Annotated in this window: 20 protein-coding genes; 14 read left to right on the forward strand and 6 right to left on the reverse strand. The window is 64.1% G+C overall.

The genetic code is table 11. The annotated features are described in order from the left end of the window. Window positions 1-4: 4 nt before the first annotated feature. From JQ604_RS25490 to JQ604_RS25510, 5 genes are all read left to right on the forward strand, one after another. Window positions 5-442 (forward strand): MaoC family dehydratase, encoded by a 438-nt coding sequence (locus JQ604_RS25490; RefSeq protein WP_212363273.1) that lies wholly within the window; start codon window positions 5-7, stop codon window positions 440-442. 131 nt (window positions 443-573) lie between these two features. Further along, window positions 574-960 (forward strand): hypothetical protein, encoded by a 387-nt coding sequence (locus tag JQ604_RS25495; RefSeq protein WP_212363275.1) that lies wholly within the window; start codon window positions 574-576, stop codon window positions 958-960. 338 nt (window positions 961-1,298) lie between these two features. Further along, a complete protein-coding gene (gene ykgO / locus JQ604_RS25500) occupies window positions 1,299-1,424 on the forward strand; it encodes a type B 50S ribosomal protein L36 (RefSeq protein WP_002718645.1) in 126 nt (41 codons plus the stop codon). A gap of 84 nt (window positions 1,425-1,508) precedes the next feature. Next, window positions 1,509-2,165: a tetratricopeptide repeat protein gene (locus tag JQ604_RS25505; protein ID WP_212363277.1), complete on the forward strand. Its 657-nt coding sequence runs from the start codon at window positions 1,509-1,511 to the stop codon at window positions 2,163-2,165. A gap of 117 nt (window positions 2,166-2,282) precedes the next feature. Further along, window positions 2,283-2,567, forward strand: a complete 285-nt coding sequence (locus JQ604_RS25510; RefSeq protein ID WP_212363279.1) for a hypothetical protein — start codon at window positions 2,283-2,285, stop codon at window positions 2,565-2,567. Between the two features lie 16 nt (window positions 2,568-2,583). Here the strand turns inward: JQ604_RS25510 and JQ604_RS25515 are convergent, their stop codons facing one another. Next, entirely contained in the window at window positions 2,584-2,760 is a 177-nt protein-coding gene (locus JQ604_RS25515; protein WP_212363281.1) for a hypothetical protein, read from the reverse strand. A gap of 302 nt (window positions 2,761-3,062) precedes the next feature. Here JQ604_RS25515 and JQ604_RS25520 point away from each other — a divergent pair, with 302 nt between their 5' ends. Beyond that, on the forward strand, window positions 3,063-4,043 hold the full coding sequence (locus tag JQ604_RS25520) for an alpha/beta fold hydrolase (RefSeq protein WP_212363350.1): 981 nt from the start codon (window positions 3,063-3,065) through the stop codon (window positions 4,041-4,043). A gap of 3 nt (window positions 4,044-4,046) precedes the next feature. Here the strand turns inward: JQ604_RS25520 and JQ604_RS25525 are convergent, their stop codons facing one another. From JQ604_RS25525 to cycA, 3 genes are all read right to left on the reverse strand, one after another. Beyond that, window positions 4,047-4,355, reverse strand: coding sequence for a HigA family addiction module antitoxin (locus tag JQ604_RS25525; protein ID WP_212363284.1), 309 nt, complete (start codon window positions 4,353-4,355; stop codon window positions 4,047-4,049). A 15-nt stretch (window positions 4,356-4,370) separates the two neighbouring features. Further along, a complete protein-coding gene (locus JQ604_RS25530; RefSeq protein WP_212363286.1) occupies window positions 4,371-4,667 on the reverse strand; it encodes a type II toxin-antitoxin system RelE/ParE family toxin in 297 nt (98 codons plus the stop codon). Between the two features lie 95 nt (window positions 4,668-4,762). Further along, the gene (cycA, locus tag JQ604_RS25535) at window positions 4,763-5,155 is read right to left on the reverse strand and encodes a cytochrome c-550 CycA (RefSeq protein ID WP_212363288.1); all 393 of its coding nucleotides are present in this window, start codon (window positions 5,153-5,155) and stop codon (window positions 4,763-4,765) included. Between the two features lie 218 nt (window positions 5,156-5,373). Between cycA and JQ604_RS25540 the strand changes: the two genes are divergently transcribed. Beyond that, a complete protein-coding gene (locus JQ604_RS25540) occupies window positions 5,374-6,867 on the forward strand; it encodes an FAD-linked oxidase C-terminal domain-containing protein (protein ID WP_212363290.1) in 1,494 nt (497 codons plus the stop codon). A gap of 31 nt (window positions 6,868-6,898) precedes the next feature. Then, window positions 6,899-8,071, forward strand: a complete 1,173-nt coding sequence (locus JQ604_RS25545; RefSeq protein ID WP_212363292.1) for an acyltransferase family protein — start codon at window positions 6,899-6,901, stop codon at window positions 8,069-8,071. 49 nt (window positions 8,072-8,120) lie between these two features. Here the strand turns inward: JQ604_RS25545 and JQ604_RS25550 are convergent, their stop codons facing one another. Continuing rightward, window positions 8,121-8,459, reverse strand: coding sequence for a putative quinol monooxygenase (locus tag JQ604_RS25550; protein WP_212363294.1), 339 nt, complete (start codon window positions 8,457-8,459; stop codon window positions 8,121-8,123). On the opposite strand from JQ604_RS25550, the gene JQ604_RS25555 reads away from it, so the two are divergent. From JQ604_RS25555 to JQ604_RS25580, 6 genes are all read left to right on the forward strand, one after another. Further along, window positions 8,458-8,700, forward strand: coding sequence for a hypothetical protein (locus JQ604_RS25555; protein WP_212363296.1), 243 nt, complete (start codon window positions 8,458-8,460; stop codon window positions 8,698-8,700). The two genes, JQ604_RS25550 and JQ604_RS25555, sit on opposite strands and share 2 nt — an antisense overlap. A gap of 76 nt (window positions 8,701-8,776) precedes the next feature. Then, window positions 8,777-9,466 (forward strand): ArsR/SmtB family transcription factor, encoded by a 690-nt coding sequence (locus tag JQ604_RS25560; protein ID WP_212363298.1) that lies wholly within the window; start codon window positions 8,777-8,779, stop codon window positions 9,464-9,466. 33 nt (window positions 9,467-9,499) lie between these two features. After that, window positions 9,500-10,738, forward strand: coding sequence for an FAD-binding protein (locus JQ604_RS25565; RefSeq protein WP_212363300.1), 1,239 nt, complete (start codon window positions 9,500-9,502; stop codon window positions 10,736-10,738). Further along, window positions 10,735-12,051, forward strand: a complete 1,317-nt coding sequence (gene glcF, locus JQ604_RS25570; RefSeq protein ID WP_212363301.1) for a glycolate oxidase subunit GlcF — start codon at window positions 10,735-10,737, stop codon at window positions 12,049-12,051. Before JQ604_RS25565 ends, glcF begins: the two co-directional genes overlap by 4 nt. A 188-nt stretch (window positions 12,052-12,239) precedes the next feature. Continuing rightward, the gene (locus JQ604_RS25575) at window positions 12,240-12,620 is read left to right on the forward strand and encodes a histone (protein ID WP_212363303.1); all 381 of its coding nucleotides are present in this window, start codon (window positions 12,240-12,242) and stop codon (window positions 12,618-12,620) included. Window positions 12,621-13,077: 457 nt separating this feature from the next. Next, complete coding sequence (locus tag JQ604_RS25580; protein WP_212363304.1) at window positions 13,078-14,091, forward strand: TorF family putative porin; 1,014 nt, start codon at window positions 13,078-13,080, stop codon at window positions 14,089-14,091. A 261-nt stretch (window positions 14,092-14,352) separates the two neighbouring features. Here JQ604_RS25580 and JQ604_RS25585 read toward each other — a convergent pair whose 3' ends face one another. Then, entirely contained in the window at window positions 14,353-16,101 is a 1,749-nt protein-coding gene (locus JQ604_RS25585; protein ID WP_212363305.1) for an ABC transporter ATP-binding protein/permease, read from the reverse strand. Between the last annotated feature and the right edge of the window lie 287 nt (window positions 16,102-16,388).

Genomic DNA, 16,388 nt, shown 5'->3' on the forward strand with positions numbered 1-16,388 from the left:
GCAAATGACAACCACGTTCGAAACCCTCACCGCCGGCGACGTCATCGACGGCCCGTCATTCGCCGTCAGCCGCGAATCCATCCGCCTGTTCTGCGATGCGTCGCTCGACTACAACCCGCTGCATCTCGACGACGACTACATGAAGGGCAATTTCGGCAAGACCCATTTCGGCGGCATCATCATGCACGGCATGAACAATTTCGGGCTGATCTCGCGCATGATCACCGACTGGGCCTATCCGCTCGGCGCCATCCATCGCCGGCTGGAGACGCGCTGGATCAAGCCGGTGAAACCGGGCGACGTGATCCGGCCGACCGGCATCGTCAAATCGAAACAGGCGAGCGCGAAGTCGCGCTGGGTGCTGCTCGATGTCATGGTGCGCAACCAGAACGACGAGAAGGTCGCCACCGGCGAGGCGATGGTCGAGTTCCCGCACGACTGAGAGGCGCTCAATCGCGAAATCGTGTTCGGGAGAGTGTCCGCCGCGTGTGAGGCAAATCATACGGGCGAGGTAATTGTCGCGTCATGATGCAACCTTTAATTGCTAAACCCATGGCATGAAAGGTTCGCATCATGGCCAACACAGAGCCCAACCTCTATGAGGTTCACGGTCACGGCATCCACGTCACCTATTCGACGACGAGCATCACCGGCAAGCCGCTGTTCAACTATCACGACGCGGCGCAGACCAAGAATTTTTCCGGCGACCAGATCCAGGTCCAGGAGTCGATCCTCGGCAAGCTGGTCAGCGTCTTCCTGATGCGGACCATCGATGGTCCCTCGACTTCATTCACGCTGCTGGTGCCGAACGTCCGCCTGCCGCCCGCCGACAGCGCCAACATCTCGACCGAGGGCATCACCACGCTGCACAAATTCTCGATCATCGGCCCGCCGGTCGGGCAGACCGAGCTCTACACGGTCCATCCCCTGCACGGGACGGCACGATTCGTGGCGTTCTGACGGCCGCCATGGCGTGACGCCGGGCCTGTCCCCGGCGAATGGTGGCCTCACAGGCAGCCGGGAGAAGCTGGTCGATCTCCCGGCTGCCTGGATTCTTCCAGTGATTTCAAGGCCGCCAAGTCCGGTTCCACCGCCGGCCAGGCGTGGAATCCTTAAGCCCTTCGGTTGACAGTCGGCCGTCCGATGGCTTAGAAACCGCCCCGTCCCGGGCGGCAGGCCGCTTTTCGGGATAAATCCCATTTTGCCACACTCGGGAGCCGATCAATCGGCACTGATCCGGTGGCATTGATCAGGTTCGGCCTCCAACACGGGCCTTTCGAAGCAACAGGATTGGTCCCATGAAGGTCCGTAACTCGCTGAAATCGCTGCGTGGCCGTCACCGCAACAACCGTCTGGTCCGTCGCAAGGGCCGGGTTTACGTGATCAACAAGGTGCAGCGCCGCTTCAAGGCGCGCCAGGGCTAAGCGGCCCGCCACCTCTCACGCTTTCACAGGTCTTTGACGCCGCGCTGCTTTGCAGTGCGGCTTTGTGCGTCTAGACTTCGGTCCATGGGATTGAATCTCCTTGGGCTGAGCGCCCGCCGGCTTGCGATCGTCATCGCCGCGCTTCTCGTTGCGCCTGTCGTGGCTTCCGCCCAGGAAGACCCGCGGGTCATCCCGCCGCCTCGAACCCAGAAGAAGCTGCCGGAAGCGCCGAGCAAGCTGCCGAAGGTGCCGGCCGACCGCACCCGCGGGCTGGATTTCCTGTTCGGCGCGCTGAAGGCTGCCCCCGATGAGGCCAGCGCCAAGCATGTCGAGGCGCGGATCTGGGCGATGTGGCTGCAGACGCCGAGCGACACCGCCTCGCTGCTGATGACCCGGGCGAAAGCCGCGCTCGATGCCCAGAATATCGATGTCGCGCTGAAACTGCTCGATGCCGTGATCAAGCTCCGGCCCGACTACATCGAGGCCTGGAACCGGCGCGCCACGATCTACTATCTGAAGAACGACTACGCGCACTCGCTGCAGGATATCCGCCAGGTGCTGGCGCGCGAGCCCCGCCATTTCGGCGCGCTGGCAGGGCTCGGCATGATCATGCAGGATCTCGGCGAGGAGAAGCGGGCGCTGGAGGCGTTCCGCAAGGCGCTGGCCGTCAATCCGTACCTGGAGAAGGTGCCTGGCATGGTCAAGCAGCTCTCCGAAAAGATCGAAGGCCGCGATATCTGATCGCCCGCCATTAACTACAAATCGCAGTCCACAGGCGCCTTGCGGGAACGTGACTCACGCGGGCGCGTCGTCGCGCCGTAAAATCCGCGCCGTCTAACCATGCGCAGGAGCAAGGCGATGAAATCGGTGCTGCTGGTCAGTGCGATGCTGCTAGCCGGTGCAACATGCGCATTCGCCGACGGACTGTTCTGGGTGGTCGGCAACCGCGCCTCGGGTCGCTGTGACATCGTCACCAGCAATCCCGTCATCATCGGCGACATCTGGTTCGGCGACGGGCCCTACAGGTCGATGGCGGACGCCAAGCTCGCGCGCTCGACGATCCGAGCCTGTCCCAAGGATGAACCGAAGGACGAGCCGTCTGAGAACGGCGGCGAGAACGAAAACGAGGGCGAAGCGCGTTAAGTCGAACTCTTGAGACCTAGTGCAGGAATTTGCCGCGCGCGGCGGCGTCCTCGCCGATAGCCGCATAGAACTGCTGCAGCTCGGCTTCCAGGTGCTCGTTGACCATCAACAGCGCCTTGAGGGCTCCGCGCAGGTCGCCATTGCAGCTTGCCACGATCTGATCGATGGCCGCATCGCTGGGATCGGTAATCATTTGCTACTCCTCCGATGAGTCCCGGTGAACTCTTGGTCCAAATTCCCGTTCCTGTGGACATAGTGGACAGGTCCGGAAATCTTTCATTTGTGATCAAGCAGTGCGTCTGATGGCAAAATTGCCACCGCCAATGTATGAAATTGCTAATGACGCTGGTATGAACCCGCTATCCACAGGCCGGGCGTACTGTGGACAAGTCGGCCAATCGCAGCGGATTCGACCGGTTTTGGCCGAAAACCAGCGAAACCGGCCCGCGGGAGCGCCGTAATTCGCTGGTGCAAAACATCATCCGGACGCTGTCGATGCTGATTGTGATTGCCGTGGTCGCGCTGGGGGCCCTGGCGCTGGCAACGCAGATCGGCGTTGTGTGGCTCGAGCGCGCCTTTCCCGCACAGGGCAAGATGATCGAGGTCGCCGGCGCCACGCTGCATGTCGTCGAGCGCGGTTCGCGCGAGGCTGGACCCGCGATCGTGTTGCTGCACGGTGCCAGCTCCAATCTTCACGCGATGGATGTGCTGGCCGATGGCCTGGCGAAGACCCACCGCGTGATCCTCATCGATCGTCCCGGCCACGGCTGGAGCACGCGCGCGCATGTCGAGGATTCCACGCCTGCGATCCAGAGCCGGATGATTACCGAGGCATTGGCAAAACTCGGCGTCGGCAAGGCGATCGTGGTGGCGCATTCCTGGGCCGGCGCGCTCGGCCTGCGCATGGCGCTTGACGATCCCGGGCGCGTCGCGGGCCTCGTGCTGCTCGCGCCGGTGGCCTATCCCTGGAGCGGCGGCGTCGGACGCTACAACAACTGGATCTCGACGCCGGTGATCGGCCCGCTGCTCGCACACACGATCACGCTGCCGCTCGGTCTGCTGGCGACGACATCAGGCGTGCGCGGCGTGTTCGCGCCGCAGCCGATGCCGGATGATTTTGTCGGCAGCAGCGCGACGCAGCTGCTGTTGCGCCCGCGCGAATTCATCGCCAATGCGCGCGATCTCGTGACGCTGAAGGCTGCCGTCGCCGGGCAGTCGCCGCGCTACGCCGAGATCACGGCGCCGATCACGATCATCATAGGCGATATCGACAAGACGGTGTCGACCAACATCCACTCCCGCCCGCTCGCCGCTACCGCGCCGAACGTAAAGCTGATCGTGCTGCCCGGCATGGGCCACATGGTGCAGTACGCGGCGACGGATCTGGTGGTGGCGGAGATCGAGGCGATGGCTCGGTCTCTGAGCGGCAAGGCAACGAAGGACGAGCGGTCGCTCAGCCAAGCGGACGAACGTTGAGGATCACGCGGCCTTTCCAATCGGCTTCGCGCGCTCGATACGCTTGCGCTCGGCAGGTGAGTTCATCGCTTGCCAGAGGTCAGTGCGCCGCTGAACGTTCAGCCAGAATTCCGGGCTATTGCCGAAGACGCGAGCGAGAATGAGCGCGGTGGCCGCGGTGACATTCCGACGGTCGTTGCAGAGTTCGTTGACGTGCCTGCGCTGAACGCCCATCGCCTCGGCAAGGGCGCCTTGGGTCAAACCCAATGGGGTCATGAACTCTTCGCGGAGAATTTCACCGACAGTGGCGGGTTTGCGTTTGGTCGTTAGCATGGCCCTGTTCCTGCATCATCGGTAGCTGTGGTCGTCGAGGTAAACGTCCTGCGCTTCACCCCTAGCTCCCGACCACCGAAAAACAAGGCGCCATTGACGGTTCACGCGAATCGAATGCAGCCCTGCCAGATTGCCACGCAATTTCTCGAAATGATTGCTGGGTGGGACCCGCAAATCCTGATCGGTCGTCGCGTCGTCAAGCATCTGGAGTTTACGGAACAGCCGGCCTTCCAGGTCAGAAGGGATATTCCGCGATCTCACATCTTCGGTGAAGAATGCGCGCAGCCATTCGTCCCGGAAGCTCAGGATCATCGGATATCGGCCCCTGATGATCCAGTGTACCACGCTATGGTACAGAACTGCAACGCCGTGTAACCGGCGTTGCAGTTCGAGGGCATTACGCGCCCTTACTTCTGCTTGCCGTCCTTGTCGAACGACGAGACGTAGGCCCAGAGATTGTTGATCTCGTTCTCGCTCTTGATGCCGGCGAAGGCCATCTTGGTGCCGGGGATCTTGGCCTTCGGATCCTTGATGTATTCCTTGAACGTGGCTTCGTCCCAGGTGATGCCGGAATTCTTGTTCGCGTCCGTATAGCTGTAGTCCGGCGCGCTACCGGACTTGCGGCCGTTCAGGCCGTTGAGCTCGGGGCCGACCTTGTTCTTGGCGCCTTCGCCGATCGCGTGGCAGGCGAGGCACTTGTTGAAGGAGGTCTTGCCGGCGGCGACGTCCTGGGCCAGCGCGGAGGACGCGGAAGCCAGCGATGTCACGACCGCCAGCACACTCAAGGTCGATATCTTCATGTGGAGCTCTTCGTTTCTTCCCATATGGATGACGCGGACGCTTGTGGCACGGCCCGCTTTGGTTGGACAAGCCACGAAACTTTGACAGGTTCCGCGGGCCACGGCTTGCCCAAGAGAGAACTCGCGCTAGCGCGGGAAGGCAATCCGACCTTCGGTCGGCCTACCCAAAACCCGGCAGACGTGGTTGATTGCGCTAACAAATCGACGAGGAATTCCCGATGTCCATCATGATGCCCGCAGCCGACCAGGCGGTGCTGGGCCGCCGCGCCGAAATCGTGGCGGCGCTGCGGGCGATCGTGCCGGGCGAGGGGGTGATCGACTCTGCCGCCGAACTGCAGGTCTATGAGTCCGACGGCCTGACCGCCTATCGGCAGCCGCCGATGGTCGCGGTGCTGCCCGACACCACCGAGCAGGTGTCGCGCGTCCTCAAATATTGCCATGCAGAGGGCATCAAGGTGGTGCCGCGCGGCTCCGGCACCTCGCTGTCGGGCGGCGCGCTGCCGCTCGTCGATGGCGTGCTGCTGGGCCTGGGCAAGTTCAAGCGCATCCGCGAGATCGACTTCGACAACCGCGTCGTCGTCACCGAGCCCGGTGTCACCAACCTTGCGATCAGCCAGGCGGTGGCGCATGCCGGCTTCTATTACGCGCCCGATCCGTCGTCGCAGATCGCCTGCTCGATCGGCGGCAATGTCGCGGAGAATTCCGGCGGCGTGCATTGCCTGAAATACGGCATGACCACCAACAACGTGCTCGGCTGCGAGATCGTGCTGATGAACGGCGAGATCCTGCGGATCGGCGGCAAGGGGTGCGAGAATTCCGGCTACGACCTGATGGGCATCATCACCGGCTCGGAAGGGCTGCTCGGTGTCATCACCGAGATCACCGTACGCATTCTGCAGAAGGCGGAGACGGCGCGGGCGCTGATGGTCGGGTTTGCCGAGGTCGAGGCCGCCGGCCAATGCGTCGCCGACATCATCGGCGCCGGCATCATCCCGGGCGGCATGGAGATGATGGACAAACCCGCGATCCACGCCGCGGAAGCCTTTGTCCATGCCGGCTATCCGCTCGACGTCGAGGCGCTGTTGATCATCGAGCTCGACGGCCCGCAGGTCGAGGTCGACGAACTGATCACGCGGGTCGAGACCATCGCCAAGCGCTGTGGCTCGGTGACGCTGCAGATCTCCAATTCGGAGGCCGAGCGCAATCTGTTCTGGGCCGGCCGCAAGGCGGCCTTCCCGGCGGTCGGACGGATCTCGCCCGACTATCTCTGCATGGACGGCACCATCCCGCGCGGCGCGCTGCCGAAAGCGCTGGCGCGCATCCGCGAGCTCTCCGAAAAATACGGCCTCGGCGTCGCCAATGTGTTCCATGCCGGCGACGGCAATCTGCATCCGCTGATCCTCTACGATGCCAATCAGCCCGGCGAGATGGAGAAGGCGGAAGCTTTCGGCGCCGACATTCTGCGCTGCTGCGTCGAGCTCGGCGGCGTGCTCACCGGCGAGCACGGCGTCGGCATCGAGAAGCGCGATCTGATGCCGGAGATGTTCTCGGAGGTCGATCTGAACCAGCAGCAGCGCCTGAAATGCGCCTTCGACGCGCAGGGCCTGCTCAATCCGGGCAAGGTTTTCCCGACCCTGCACCGCTGCGCCGAACTCGGCCGCGTCCACGTGCATGCGGGCAGGCTGGCGTTTCCGGATATTCCGCGGTTCTGAGCAGATGAGGACGTCGGTGCGGTGACAGGCCATGGCTGACATCTCACCGGACGCGACGGCGGCGACGCCTCAACCGCGCTCCTCGCGGCTCCTGTTCATCGACAACATGCGCTGGTCGATGATCATCCTCGTGCTCAGCATGCACGCCTGCGACACCTACAGCCCGTTCGGCAATTGGTACTATGTCGACCGGACGGCGAGCGGGCTTGGCACAATGCTGGCGTTCGGCGTCTATCAGAATTTTCTGCAGGCCTTCTTCATGGCCGCGCTGTTCTTCATCGCGGGCTATTTCGCGGCCGCGGCGTTCGATCGCAAGGGATTTACATCCTTCGTCCGCGACCGTTGCCTGCGGCTCGGCGTGCCGACGCTGCTCTATATGTTCGTGATCGGTCCGCTGACCCAGTATTTCCTGTCCTGGACCTGGGGCAATGGCGGCTTTGGCCATCAATGGCTGAAGCACCTCAGGGACGGCGAATGGCTCTCGGAAACCGGGCCGATGTGGTTCTGCGCCGTGCTGCTGCTGTTCTCGATTCTCTACGGCCTCGGCCGCATGACGGGATGGCGCGAACCCAAGGTGACGCTGGGCGATGACCGCGCGAGCCGCCTGGGGATCGCCGGCTTTGTCACGGTCATGGCGGCCGCGACATTCCTGGTCCGGGTCGTCATCGACGGCGGCGCCTCGGTGCTCAACGTCCATCCCGGCGACCTGCCGCAATATGTGCTGATGTTCGCCGCCGGCGTGCTCGGCCATCGCGGCAATTGGCTTGTGGGCTTGCCCGAGCGCGTTTGTGTCCGCACGGCGTGGTTTGCCCTGGCGGCTTCGGTCCCGCTGATCGCTGCGCTCATCCTGTTCGGTGGCGGCCTGCAGGGCGACACCGCGCGCTATTCCGGCGGCTTCAATCTTGTCAGCGCATGCAAGTGCCTGTGGGAGGCGCTGATCTGCGTCGGCATGGGATTGATGATGCTCGCCGTCTACCGGCGCCATTTCGATTGGCAGGGGCCGATCTCGAAATGGCTGTCGGACAACGCCTTCGGCGTCTATCTGATTCATCCACCGATCCTGATCGGCGCTGCGATCCTGCTGCATACGCTGGCATGGAACGGACTTGCCAAGGCCTTGCTCCTGACGGCGGTCGCGGCCGCAGGCAGTTTCGCGGCCTCCGCCCTCGTGCTGCGCAAATCGCCGTTGCGCGCCATCGTCTAACCCCGGATGGCGCGGCGGAGGCCGCGCCACCCGGTTCAAGCCGCAACGCTTACAGCAGCGCGTATTGCGCGCGTTCGCGTTTCGCCAGCAGTGGCAGCGCCTGCTCGGCGATGTAGGTCTTGAAGTAGGCGCTCTCCATGTGCGCCTTCAGCGCCGCCTCGTCCTGGAACAGCTCGTAGAACAGGAACTGCGCCGGATTGTCCTTGTTGCGGCCGATCAGGAACAGCTTCGCGCCGGGATCCTTCTGGGCCTCGGGCAGGAAGCGGTCGAGGATCTCGGCGATCCTGTCGGCCTGTCCGTCCTTGGCTTCCCACTGCGCCACCACCAGCAGGCCGCCGGTGTTGACAGCGTCGCTGATCGTCCTTGTGCTCATCGCATAGTGCTTCATGCCAGTTCCTCCATTGCTCGGCTGTGATCGGGATTGCGACACGATCCAGGGCGAGACGCCGGCGATTGCCATCATCGCGGCGATTCTGCCGATGGCCGATCGTCTCGAGGGCATCGCCGTGAACGCGACTTTCGAACGCTTCATCATCATCTCCATTGTCTCGCGGATCGAACCGCGTGCAGGACATAGGAGATCGGTCGGCGCGCTCGGTTCGCCCGGCATCGAAGTGTCGATGTCGTGAACAGTTCGATCATGATCGAAGCGTCGCAGCCGGATGCCGTGCGACAAGCAGGATGGATTATTGTCGGGAGGAGGCCATGCCGACCATCGCACGCGAGCTTGCCGAACTGGCCGCGCTGATCGCCGATCCCGGGCGCGCGCTGATCCTGTCACGGCTGATGGACGGGCGCGCCCAGACGGCGAGCGAGCTCGCGCAGGTTGCGGGCGTCACGCCGCAGACGGCGAGCTGGCATCTTGCGAAACTTGCACGACAGGCTCTTCTGAAGGCCGAGCGGCGCGGCCCGCGCCGGCTCTACCGCCTCGCCACCCCGCTGGTGGCGCAAATGCTCGAGGGCATGATGACGGTCGCCGCCACCGGTCCGCAAGCGGCGCGGCCGCCGGCGCGGATCGACGCCCAGATGCGGCGGGCGCGGACTTGCTACGACCATCTTGCGGGCGAGCTCGGCGTCGCCGTGACCGACGCGATGTGCCAGCACGGCCATCTCGTTCTCGATCACGAGAGCGGCGAACTGACCGCTGCGGGCACGGCATTCCTGAGCGGCCTCGGCGTCGATCTCCGTCCGGCGGCGCGTCACCGCCGCCTGCTGTGCCGGCCCTGTCTCGATTGGAGCGAACGACGGCCACATCTGGCGGGCCGGGCAGGGGCCGCCATCGCAGACCTCGCGCTGCAACGGGACTGGATCCGCCGCCGGCCGCAGGGCCGTTCCGTCGAAATCACCGATGCGGGGCTCACGGCATTCAGGACACTGTTCGGCGCGCGCATTTGATTTCGGCGCCGACTTTCTTTACCCGTCAAAGGCGTGGATACGCTCAAGGTCAGAGACGCCAAAGACGTCGAGGATGCGGTGCGCGCGGCGATCGCCGGCGAGCAGCCGCTCGAGATTATCGGTCATGGATCGAAGCGCGCGATCGGTCATCCGATGGCGACCAATGCGGTGCTCGACCTCTCGGGCCTGAATGCCGTCGTCGGCTACGAGCCGAATGAATTGATCGTCACGGTGCAGGCGGGCGCGCCGCTGGCCGACCTGCAATCGATGATCGACGCCAAGAACCAGCAATTCGCCTTCGAGCCCATGGATACGTCGGTGCTGCTGGGCACGTCGGTATCAGGCACCATTGGCGGCATGATCGGGGCGGGACTGGCCGGACCCCGCCGTATCCGGGCCGGTGGCGCTCGCGACCATCTGCTCGGGGCGCATGCGGTGTCCGGCTTCGGCGACAGCTTCAAGACCGGCGGCAAGGTGGTGAAGAACGTCACCGGCTACGACCTCTGCAAGCTGCTGGCGGGGTCCTGGGGCACGCTCGCCGTGATGACCGAGGTGACGCTGAAGGTGATGCCGAAGCCGGAGGCCGAGCGTACCCTGGTCCTGCGCGGCCTCGACGATATCGCGGCCAACAAGGCGATGACGGCCGCGCTCGGCTCGCCCTTCGATGTCTCCGGCGCGGCGCATCTGCTGCATCAGGCGTTTCGATCAGGGACAGGGGCGCTGGCCGAGCTCGCCTCGTCGGAACAATCGGTGACGCTGGTCCGGCTTGAGGGCATCGCGGCCTCCGCCGCGCATCGTGCCGCTTCGCTCGCCAAGACGCTGGCCTCGTTCGGAGTCGTCGACCTGCTCGAAGACGGCCCTTCGCTGGCGGCCTGGGCGGCGCTGCGCGACGTGCAGCCGTTTGCCGCCAATGGCGCGCTCGGGGCCTGCCCGGTCTGGCGCATCGTCTGTCCGCCGGCGTCCGGCGGCACGCTCGGCCAAAGGCTGGTGCACGAGACCGGTGGCGACGTGATCTATGACTGGGGCGGCGGGCTGATCTGGCTTGCGCTGCCGCCGAAGGCCGATGCCCATGCTGCCTCGGTGCGCGGCCATGTCGAGGCCGCCGGGGGCCACGCCACGCTGATCCGCGCCGCCGACGAGGTGCGCCGCAACGTCGACGTGTTCCATCCGCAGGCGGCAGGTGTTGCCGCGCTCGGCGAGCGCGTCCGCAACAGTTTTGATCCCAAGACCATCCTGAACCGTGGCCGGATGCGGCGAGGCGGGGCCGCATGAAGACCGAATTCTCGCTGGCGCAACTCGCCGATCCCAACATCAAGGAAGCCGACAAGATCTTGCGCGCCTGCGTGCATTGCGGCTTCTGCACCGCGACCTGTCCGACCTACGTCCTGCTCGGCGACGAGCTCGATAGCCCGCGCGGGCGCATCTATCTGATCAAGGAGATGCTGGAGAAGAACAAGCCGCCGACCGCTGACGTGGTCAAGCATATCGACCGCTGCCTGTCGTGCCTGGCCTGCATGACCACCTGCCCGTCGGGGGTGAATTACATGCACCTCGTCGACCAGGCCCGGGTCCGGATCGAGCGCGACTATTCGCGGCCGCTGCCCGAGCGGCTGCTGCGGTCGGTGCTGGCGTTCGTGCTGCCGCGGCCTGGGCTGTTTCGCATCAGCATGATCCTGGCGGGGCTGGCGCGACCGGTCGCGGCGCTGCTGCCGACCCCGGCCATGAGCGCATCGAGCCCGGGCCTTCTGCGACGCATCAAGGCGATGCTGGCGCTGGCGCCGCGCGGCCTGCCGCAGCCGGGACCAGCAGGGGGAACCGTGTTCGCGCCCTCAGGCAAGCGGCGCGGCCGCGTCGCGCTGCTGCAGGGCTGTGCCCAGCAGGTGCTGGCGCCACGCATCAACCAGGCCGCGATCAACGTGCTGACCCGCCATGGCATCGAGGTCGTGCTGGTCAAGGACGAGCAATGCTGCGGCGCGCTGACCCATCACATGGGGCAGGACGAGGATGCGCTGTCGCGCGCGCGGGCCAACGTCACCGTGTGGCAAAGGGAAGCGGAAAGGAGCGGGCTCGACGCCATCCTGGTCACCACCTCCGGCTGCGGCACGGTGGTCAAGGACTATGGTTATCTCTTGCGCGAGGACCGCGAATTCGCGGCGTCCGCTGCGCGGATCTCGGCGCTGACCAAGGACATCAGCGAGTATCTCGCAGGCCTCGAGCTGACGCCGTCGACGCAGAACGGCGACGTCACCATCGCCTATCACTCAGCCTGTTCGCTGCAGCATGGACAGAAAATCAGAGAACTTCCGAAAGAATTGCTTTCCAAGAATGGATTCGTGGTGAAAGATGTGCCTGAGAGCCATTTGTGTTGCGGTTCGGCGGGGACCTACAACATTCTCCAGCCAGACATTGCGAGCAGATTGCGCGATCGCAAGGTCGCCAACATCGCTAGCGTCAAACCGGACATGATCGCTGCGGGCAATATTGGCTGCATGGTTCAGATTGCCGGTGGTACGTCAGTTCCTGTTGTGCACACGATTGAGCTTCTCGATTGGGCGACAGGAGGTCCCCGGCCAGGATTGAATTGATCGACTGCCACTCGAGCATGATCCGGACCTGGAGCTTTGCGTTGACGCAACGTGGGGACCCTCGCTCCGACAGGATGATGCCCGACACGCGATGAGAGATCGGTCTTGCGAGGCCGCCACTCCGTTCCGGCATTCGCTCAGTTCGCTGCGCCCGGCGACCCTTCATCTGCGGCAACAGGAGGACCATGATGGCGAAGGCGAAGAAGGCTAAGAAAAGCAAGAAGGCCAAAAAGGCCAAGAAGGCGGTAGCAGCCAAGAAGTCTGCCAAGAAGTCGGCGAAGAAGGCCAAGAAGGCCCCGAAGAAAGCCGCCAAGAAGGCGGCCAAGAAATCTGCAAAGAAAGCGGCGAAGGCGGCTCCGAAGAAAGCCGCCAAGAAGAGCGCGCCGAAGAAGGCGGCTCCCAAGGCCAAAGCTCCCAAGGTCAAAGCTCCCAAGGCCAAGGCGCCGAAGCCTGCAGCGCCTCCGCCTGCTGCGTCGCAGCCCGAGCCGCAGCCGGCTCCGAGCTGGGCCAGCCCGACCCAGGAGGCCGCGCCCTCCATGGGTGGCGCGTCCGATGGTGCCGGCGGGTAGCTCCAGGCTGCTCACGGCGACGATCGAACAGAATCCAGGAAGCCGCAGCGGGTCGCCGCTGCGGCTTTTCTCATGGGCAAGTGGTTTTTCTCATGGGCAAGTCTTCTCATGGGCGAGTCTCGCGCGAGCAGGTCGCGTGCCGAATCGCGTGGTTCTACGGATGGTTGATTCGCGCCACGACGGGCGTGGAAGAACGCCGATCGCGCTGGTGCTGGGTTCCTGCTGTCACCCAACCGACACGCGTTGCACGCGAGTCTGTTGTGGGAATGCAACACCGCCCGACAACCTTACGCGAAACTGCCAAAACGCCTAAAAAGTCAGCAGCTGCTTGTCTTTTTCGCTTCACCGCGATGAGCCCGCGTTTCACATTGGCCACACGCAATTTGGATGCACCGGTTTTCGCTTTGCCCTGGGGGGCCACGAGGCTGGGCTGTTCTTGAAAGTGATGGGGACCGTCATGAAGAAACTGGCTTTGTTGGCAACGGCGCTGACAATGTTCACGGGATCGGCAATGGCTGCCGATATGGCAGTGAAGGCGCTCAAGGCGCCGCCGCCGGCCGCGTTCGATCCCTGGGACATCGCCTTCGGTAGCGCCATCGTGAGCGACTACATCTTCCGCGGCGTCACCCAGTCCAACCACAAGCCGTCGGTCGCCGCCTATTTCGAGCCGCGCTACAACGTCACCAAGGACCTGCAGCTCTATGTCGGCCTCTCCGCCGAGAGCATCTCGTTCGCCAACCGCGCCGCGGCTGAAGTCGACGTCTATGGCGGTATCCGCCCGACCTTCGGCGCCTTCGCCTTCGACATCGGCGTCTGGGGCTACCTGTATCCGGGCGGCACCTGCTACTACGGCGCTGCCGCTGACACCGCCGGCAACCCGCTCAGCGCGCAGTGCGCCGCCAACTTCCTGCCCAACGGCAACGTGATGAAGAAGGACGTCTCGTTCTTCGAAGTCTACGGCAAGGGCACCTGGACGATTAACGACAACTGGGCGTTCACCCTCAGCGAATACTACTCGCCGAACTTCCTGAACAGCGGCGCCTGGGGCAACTACACCTCGATCATCGGCAAGTACACCGCGCCCAGCACCATCTTCGGCACCTCCGGCGTCGGCATGTATGTGTCGGGTGAGTTCGGCCGTCAGTGGTTCGGCACCTCCGACAGCTTCTACGGCACCGCCTTCGCAGCGCCCGGCTTCGCCGGTCCGTTCCCGAACGGCATCAAGTACGCCGACTACAACACCTGGAACATCGGCATCGGCTTCACCTACAAGGTGTTTACGCTGGACCTGCGCTACTCCGACACCAACCTGTCGAAGGCTGACTGCAACGCCTTCACCAGCGACTACACCGCCTCGTTCAACTCGAGCTTCAGCAACATCAACCCGACTGGCGTCGGCTCCAACTGGTGCGGCGCGGCCGGTATCGCCAAGCTCTCGGCTGACCTGACGGCGATGACCAATCTGAAGTAAGGTTCTCCTCCGGACCTTTGAGGGGCGGCAGAGCAATCTGCCGCCCCTTTTGTTTTGGGGGGAAGGCTGTGGATTGGGAGTTTGCGTAAGGTGGGCACCGATCGTCGTCTCCCTCTCCCGCTTGCGGGGGAGGGCGGGGAGGGGGTGTCTCCGCATTGGGAATCCCACCGCGGAGCGACCCCCACCCGCCACGCATCTTCGATGCGTGGCGGCCTCCCCCGCAAGCGGGAGAGGCCAATGAGCGTGTTGCTCCAGTGTTGCTTAAGACCCCGCCGTCGCGTTCACCGCCTCGCGCAATGCGAATCGGTCGCCGTCGCGGACCAGCGTGATGTTGCGCTGGTGGAAGGCGTCGAGGGTCGAGCGGTGGCCGATCGAGACGATCGTGGTGGCCGGCAATCGCTCCTCGAGCAGGCGATACATCGCCTTCTCCGCGGCCTCGTCGAGCGAGGCGGTGGCCTCATCGAGGAACAGATATTGCGGGGCGTGTAGCAGCGCGCGCGCAATGCCGAGCCGCTGCTGCTCGCCGAGCGACAGCGTCCGGTTCCAGTGCCCGTGCTCGCCGGGTGCCGACGCGATCCGGGGCAATCCCACCGCCTGCAGCGCCTCGGCGATCTGGCTGTCGGTAAAGCTGCCTTCCCTGGCCGGATATTCGATCGCGGAGCGCAGCGTTCCGATCGGGAAATACGGACGCTGCGGCAGCGTCATCGATGTCGTCCCGGCCGGGATGGTGACCGAGCCCTGGCCGAACGGCCAGATGCCGGCGATCGCGCGGAACAGCGTCGACTTGCCGGCGCCCGAGGGGCCGGTCATCAGCGTGCGCTCGCCCTTGCGGAAGCCGAGCCGGTCGACGTGCACCAGCGGCGTCCCGTCGGGCAACCGGACCACCAGGTCCTGCAGGTGGATGGCACCGTCGCCCTGTGCCGCGGCGATGTCGATCCGGTCGCCGCGCTTGGCGATGTCGTCCGCCGCTGCAATCCCGGCCTCGAACCCGTCGAGACGATTCACCACGGCCTGCCATTCGGCCAGTTGGCGATAGATGGTGACGAAGTATGAGAACGCGCCCTGAACGTTCGAGAACGCCGAGGCGGTCTGCATCATGCCGCCGAGCTGGATCTTCTGCGCAAAATAGGCCGGCGCCACCAGGACGTAGGGGAAGATCACCGAGGCCTGATTGTAGCTCGCGGTGAACGCCGTGATCTTCTTGGTCCGGTTCATGATGGCAATCCAGTTCTCCACCACCCGTCCGAAGCGGTCCATCAGGCGTGCGCGCTCGGCCGGCTCGCCGTGCAGCAGCGCGATCTGTTCGGAGTTTTCCCGCACCCGCACCAGGTTGAAGCGGAAGTCGGCTTCATACTGCTGCTGCTTGAAATCGATGCCGACCAGCGGCCAGCCGATCAGATGGGTCAGCAAGGTGCCGAGCACCGAATAGATCAGCGCACCCCAGACGAGGTAGCCGGGGATGTCGTACTCCTGGCCGAACATGTGCAGCGGTGCAGCGTTCGACAGGCTCCACAACAGGGTGAGAAAGGACGCCAGCGTGACGACCGAGTTCAACAGGCCGAGGCCGAGATTGAGGGTGCGGTCGACGAACAGCTTGACGTCGTCGGTCATGCGCTGGTCCGGGTTGTCGGCCGCGTCGCCCTGCAGCTGCATCCGGTAGTGATTGGCCTGATGCAGCCAGTCGCCGAGATAGCGCGACGTCATCCATTGCCGCCAGCGGATCTGCAGCCATTGGTTCAGATAGAGCTGATAGACCGCCAGCACGATGAAGAAGGTGACGACGACGCAGAAATAGATGATCTCGCTGACGAAGGAATCCCAGTTGCGTTCCTGCAGCGCGTTGTAGAAGCGGTTGTTCCACTGCGTGATCAGCACGTTGATGCCGACGATCGCAAGCTCGATCGCGACCACCGCGGCGAGCAGGCCGCGGCCGGCCCATTTGTCTTCGGATGAGAAATACGGCGCGGAGATGCGCCACACCGTCGCGAGCGTCGAGCGAATGTTGTTCACAGATTAGCGTCTCCGGGGGATGGCCCTTTAAGGGCCTGAAAAATCGGGACAATCAGGACGTGTCTAGACTAAAGTCGTAGATCTGGCATGCAAGCGTTGGCTTGTCCCGGTGTTCGAGTCAACCCTAGCATGGACAGAACGTCGCAGGGGCACTGGACCACCAGATTTCGCGAGGTTGTGAGCATTGCGGCGGCGCTACCCGCAATGCCACTTCGCATATTTCAAGGACAGTCGCTATCGCGGTCGGGGGCGTCGGGCGTTCACGCCGGCCGGCGTGCTGCATCCTG

The sequence above is a fragment of the Bradyrhizobium jicamae genome, assembly GCF_018130695.1.
In the GTDB taxonomy this organism is placed as follows: domain Bacteria; phylum Pseudomonadota; class Alphaproteobacteria; order Rhizobiales; family Xanthobacteraceae; genus Bradyrhizobium; species Bradyrhizobium jicamae_B.

Coding starts and splice junctions, on each gene's coding strand:
- JQ604_RS25490 (WP_212363273.1), top strand. CDS start 5: ATGACAACCACGTTCGAAACCCTCACCGCCGGCGACGTCATCGACGGC.
- JQ604_RS25495 (WP_212363275.1), top strand. CDS start 574: ATGGCCAACACAGAGCCCAACCTCTATGAGGTTCACGGTCACGGCATC.
- ykgO (WP_002718645.1), top strand. CDS start 1,299: ATGAAGGTCCGTAACTCGCTGAAATCGCTGCGTGGCCGTCACCGCAAC.
- JQ604_RS25505 (WP_212363277.1), top strand. CDS start 1,509: ATGGGATTGAATCTCCTTGGGCTGAGCGCCCGCCGGCTTGCGATCGTC.
- JQ604_RS25510 (WP_212363279.1), top strand. CDS start 2,283: ATGAAATCGGTGCTGCTGGTCAGTGCGATGCTGCTAGCCGGTGCAACA.
- JQ604_RS25515 (WP_212363281.1), bottom strand. CDS start 2,760: ATGATTACCGATCCCAGCGATGCGGCCATCGATCAGATCGTGGCAAGC.
- JQ604_RS25520 (WP_212363350.1), top strand. CDS start 3,063: ATGCTGATTGTGATTGCCGTGGTCGCGCTGGGGGCCCTGGCGCTGGCA.
- JQ604_RS25525 (WP_212363284.1), bottom strand. CDS start 4,355: ATGCTAACGACCAAACGCAAACCCGCCACTGTCGGTGAAATTCTCCGC.
- JQ604_RS25530 (WP_212363286.1), bottom strand. CDS start 4,667: ATGATCCTGAGCTTCCGGGACGAATGGCTGCGCGCATTCTTCACCGAA.
- cycA (WP_212363288.1), bottom strand. CDS start 5,155: ATGAAGATATCGACCTTGAGTGTGCTGGCGGTCGTGACATCGCTGGCT.
- JQ604_RS25540 (WP_212363290.1), top strand. CDS start 5,374: ATGTCCATCATGATGCCCGCAGCCGACCAGGCGGTGCTGGGCCGCCGC.
- JQ604_RS25545 (WP_212363292.1), top strand. CDS start 6,899: ATGGCTGACATCTCACCGGACGCGACGGCGGCGACGCCTCAACCGCGC.
- JQ604_RS25555 (WP_212363296.1), top strand. CDS start 8,458: ATGCCAGTTCCTCCATTGCTCGGCTGTGATCGGGATTGCGACACGATC.
- JQ604_RS25550 (WP_212363294.1), bottom strand. CDS start 8,459: ATGAAGCACTATGCGATGAGCACAAGGACGATCAGCGACGCTGTCAAC.
- JQ604_RS25560 (WP_212363298.1), top strand. CDS start 8,777: ATGCCGACCATCGCACGCGAGCTTGCCGAACTGGCCGCGCTGATCGCC.
- glcF (WP_212363301.1), top strand. CDS start 10,735: ATGAAGACCGAATTCTCGCTGGCGCAACTCGCCGATCCCAACATCAAG.
- JQ604_RS25575 (WP_212363303.1), top strand. CDS start 12,240: ATGGCGAAGGCGAAGAAGGCTAAGAAAAGCAAGAAGGCCAAAAAGGCC.
- JQ604_RS25580 (WP_212363304.1), top strand. CDS start 13,078: ATGAAGAAACTGGCTTTGTTGGCAACGGCGCTGACAATGTTCACGGGA.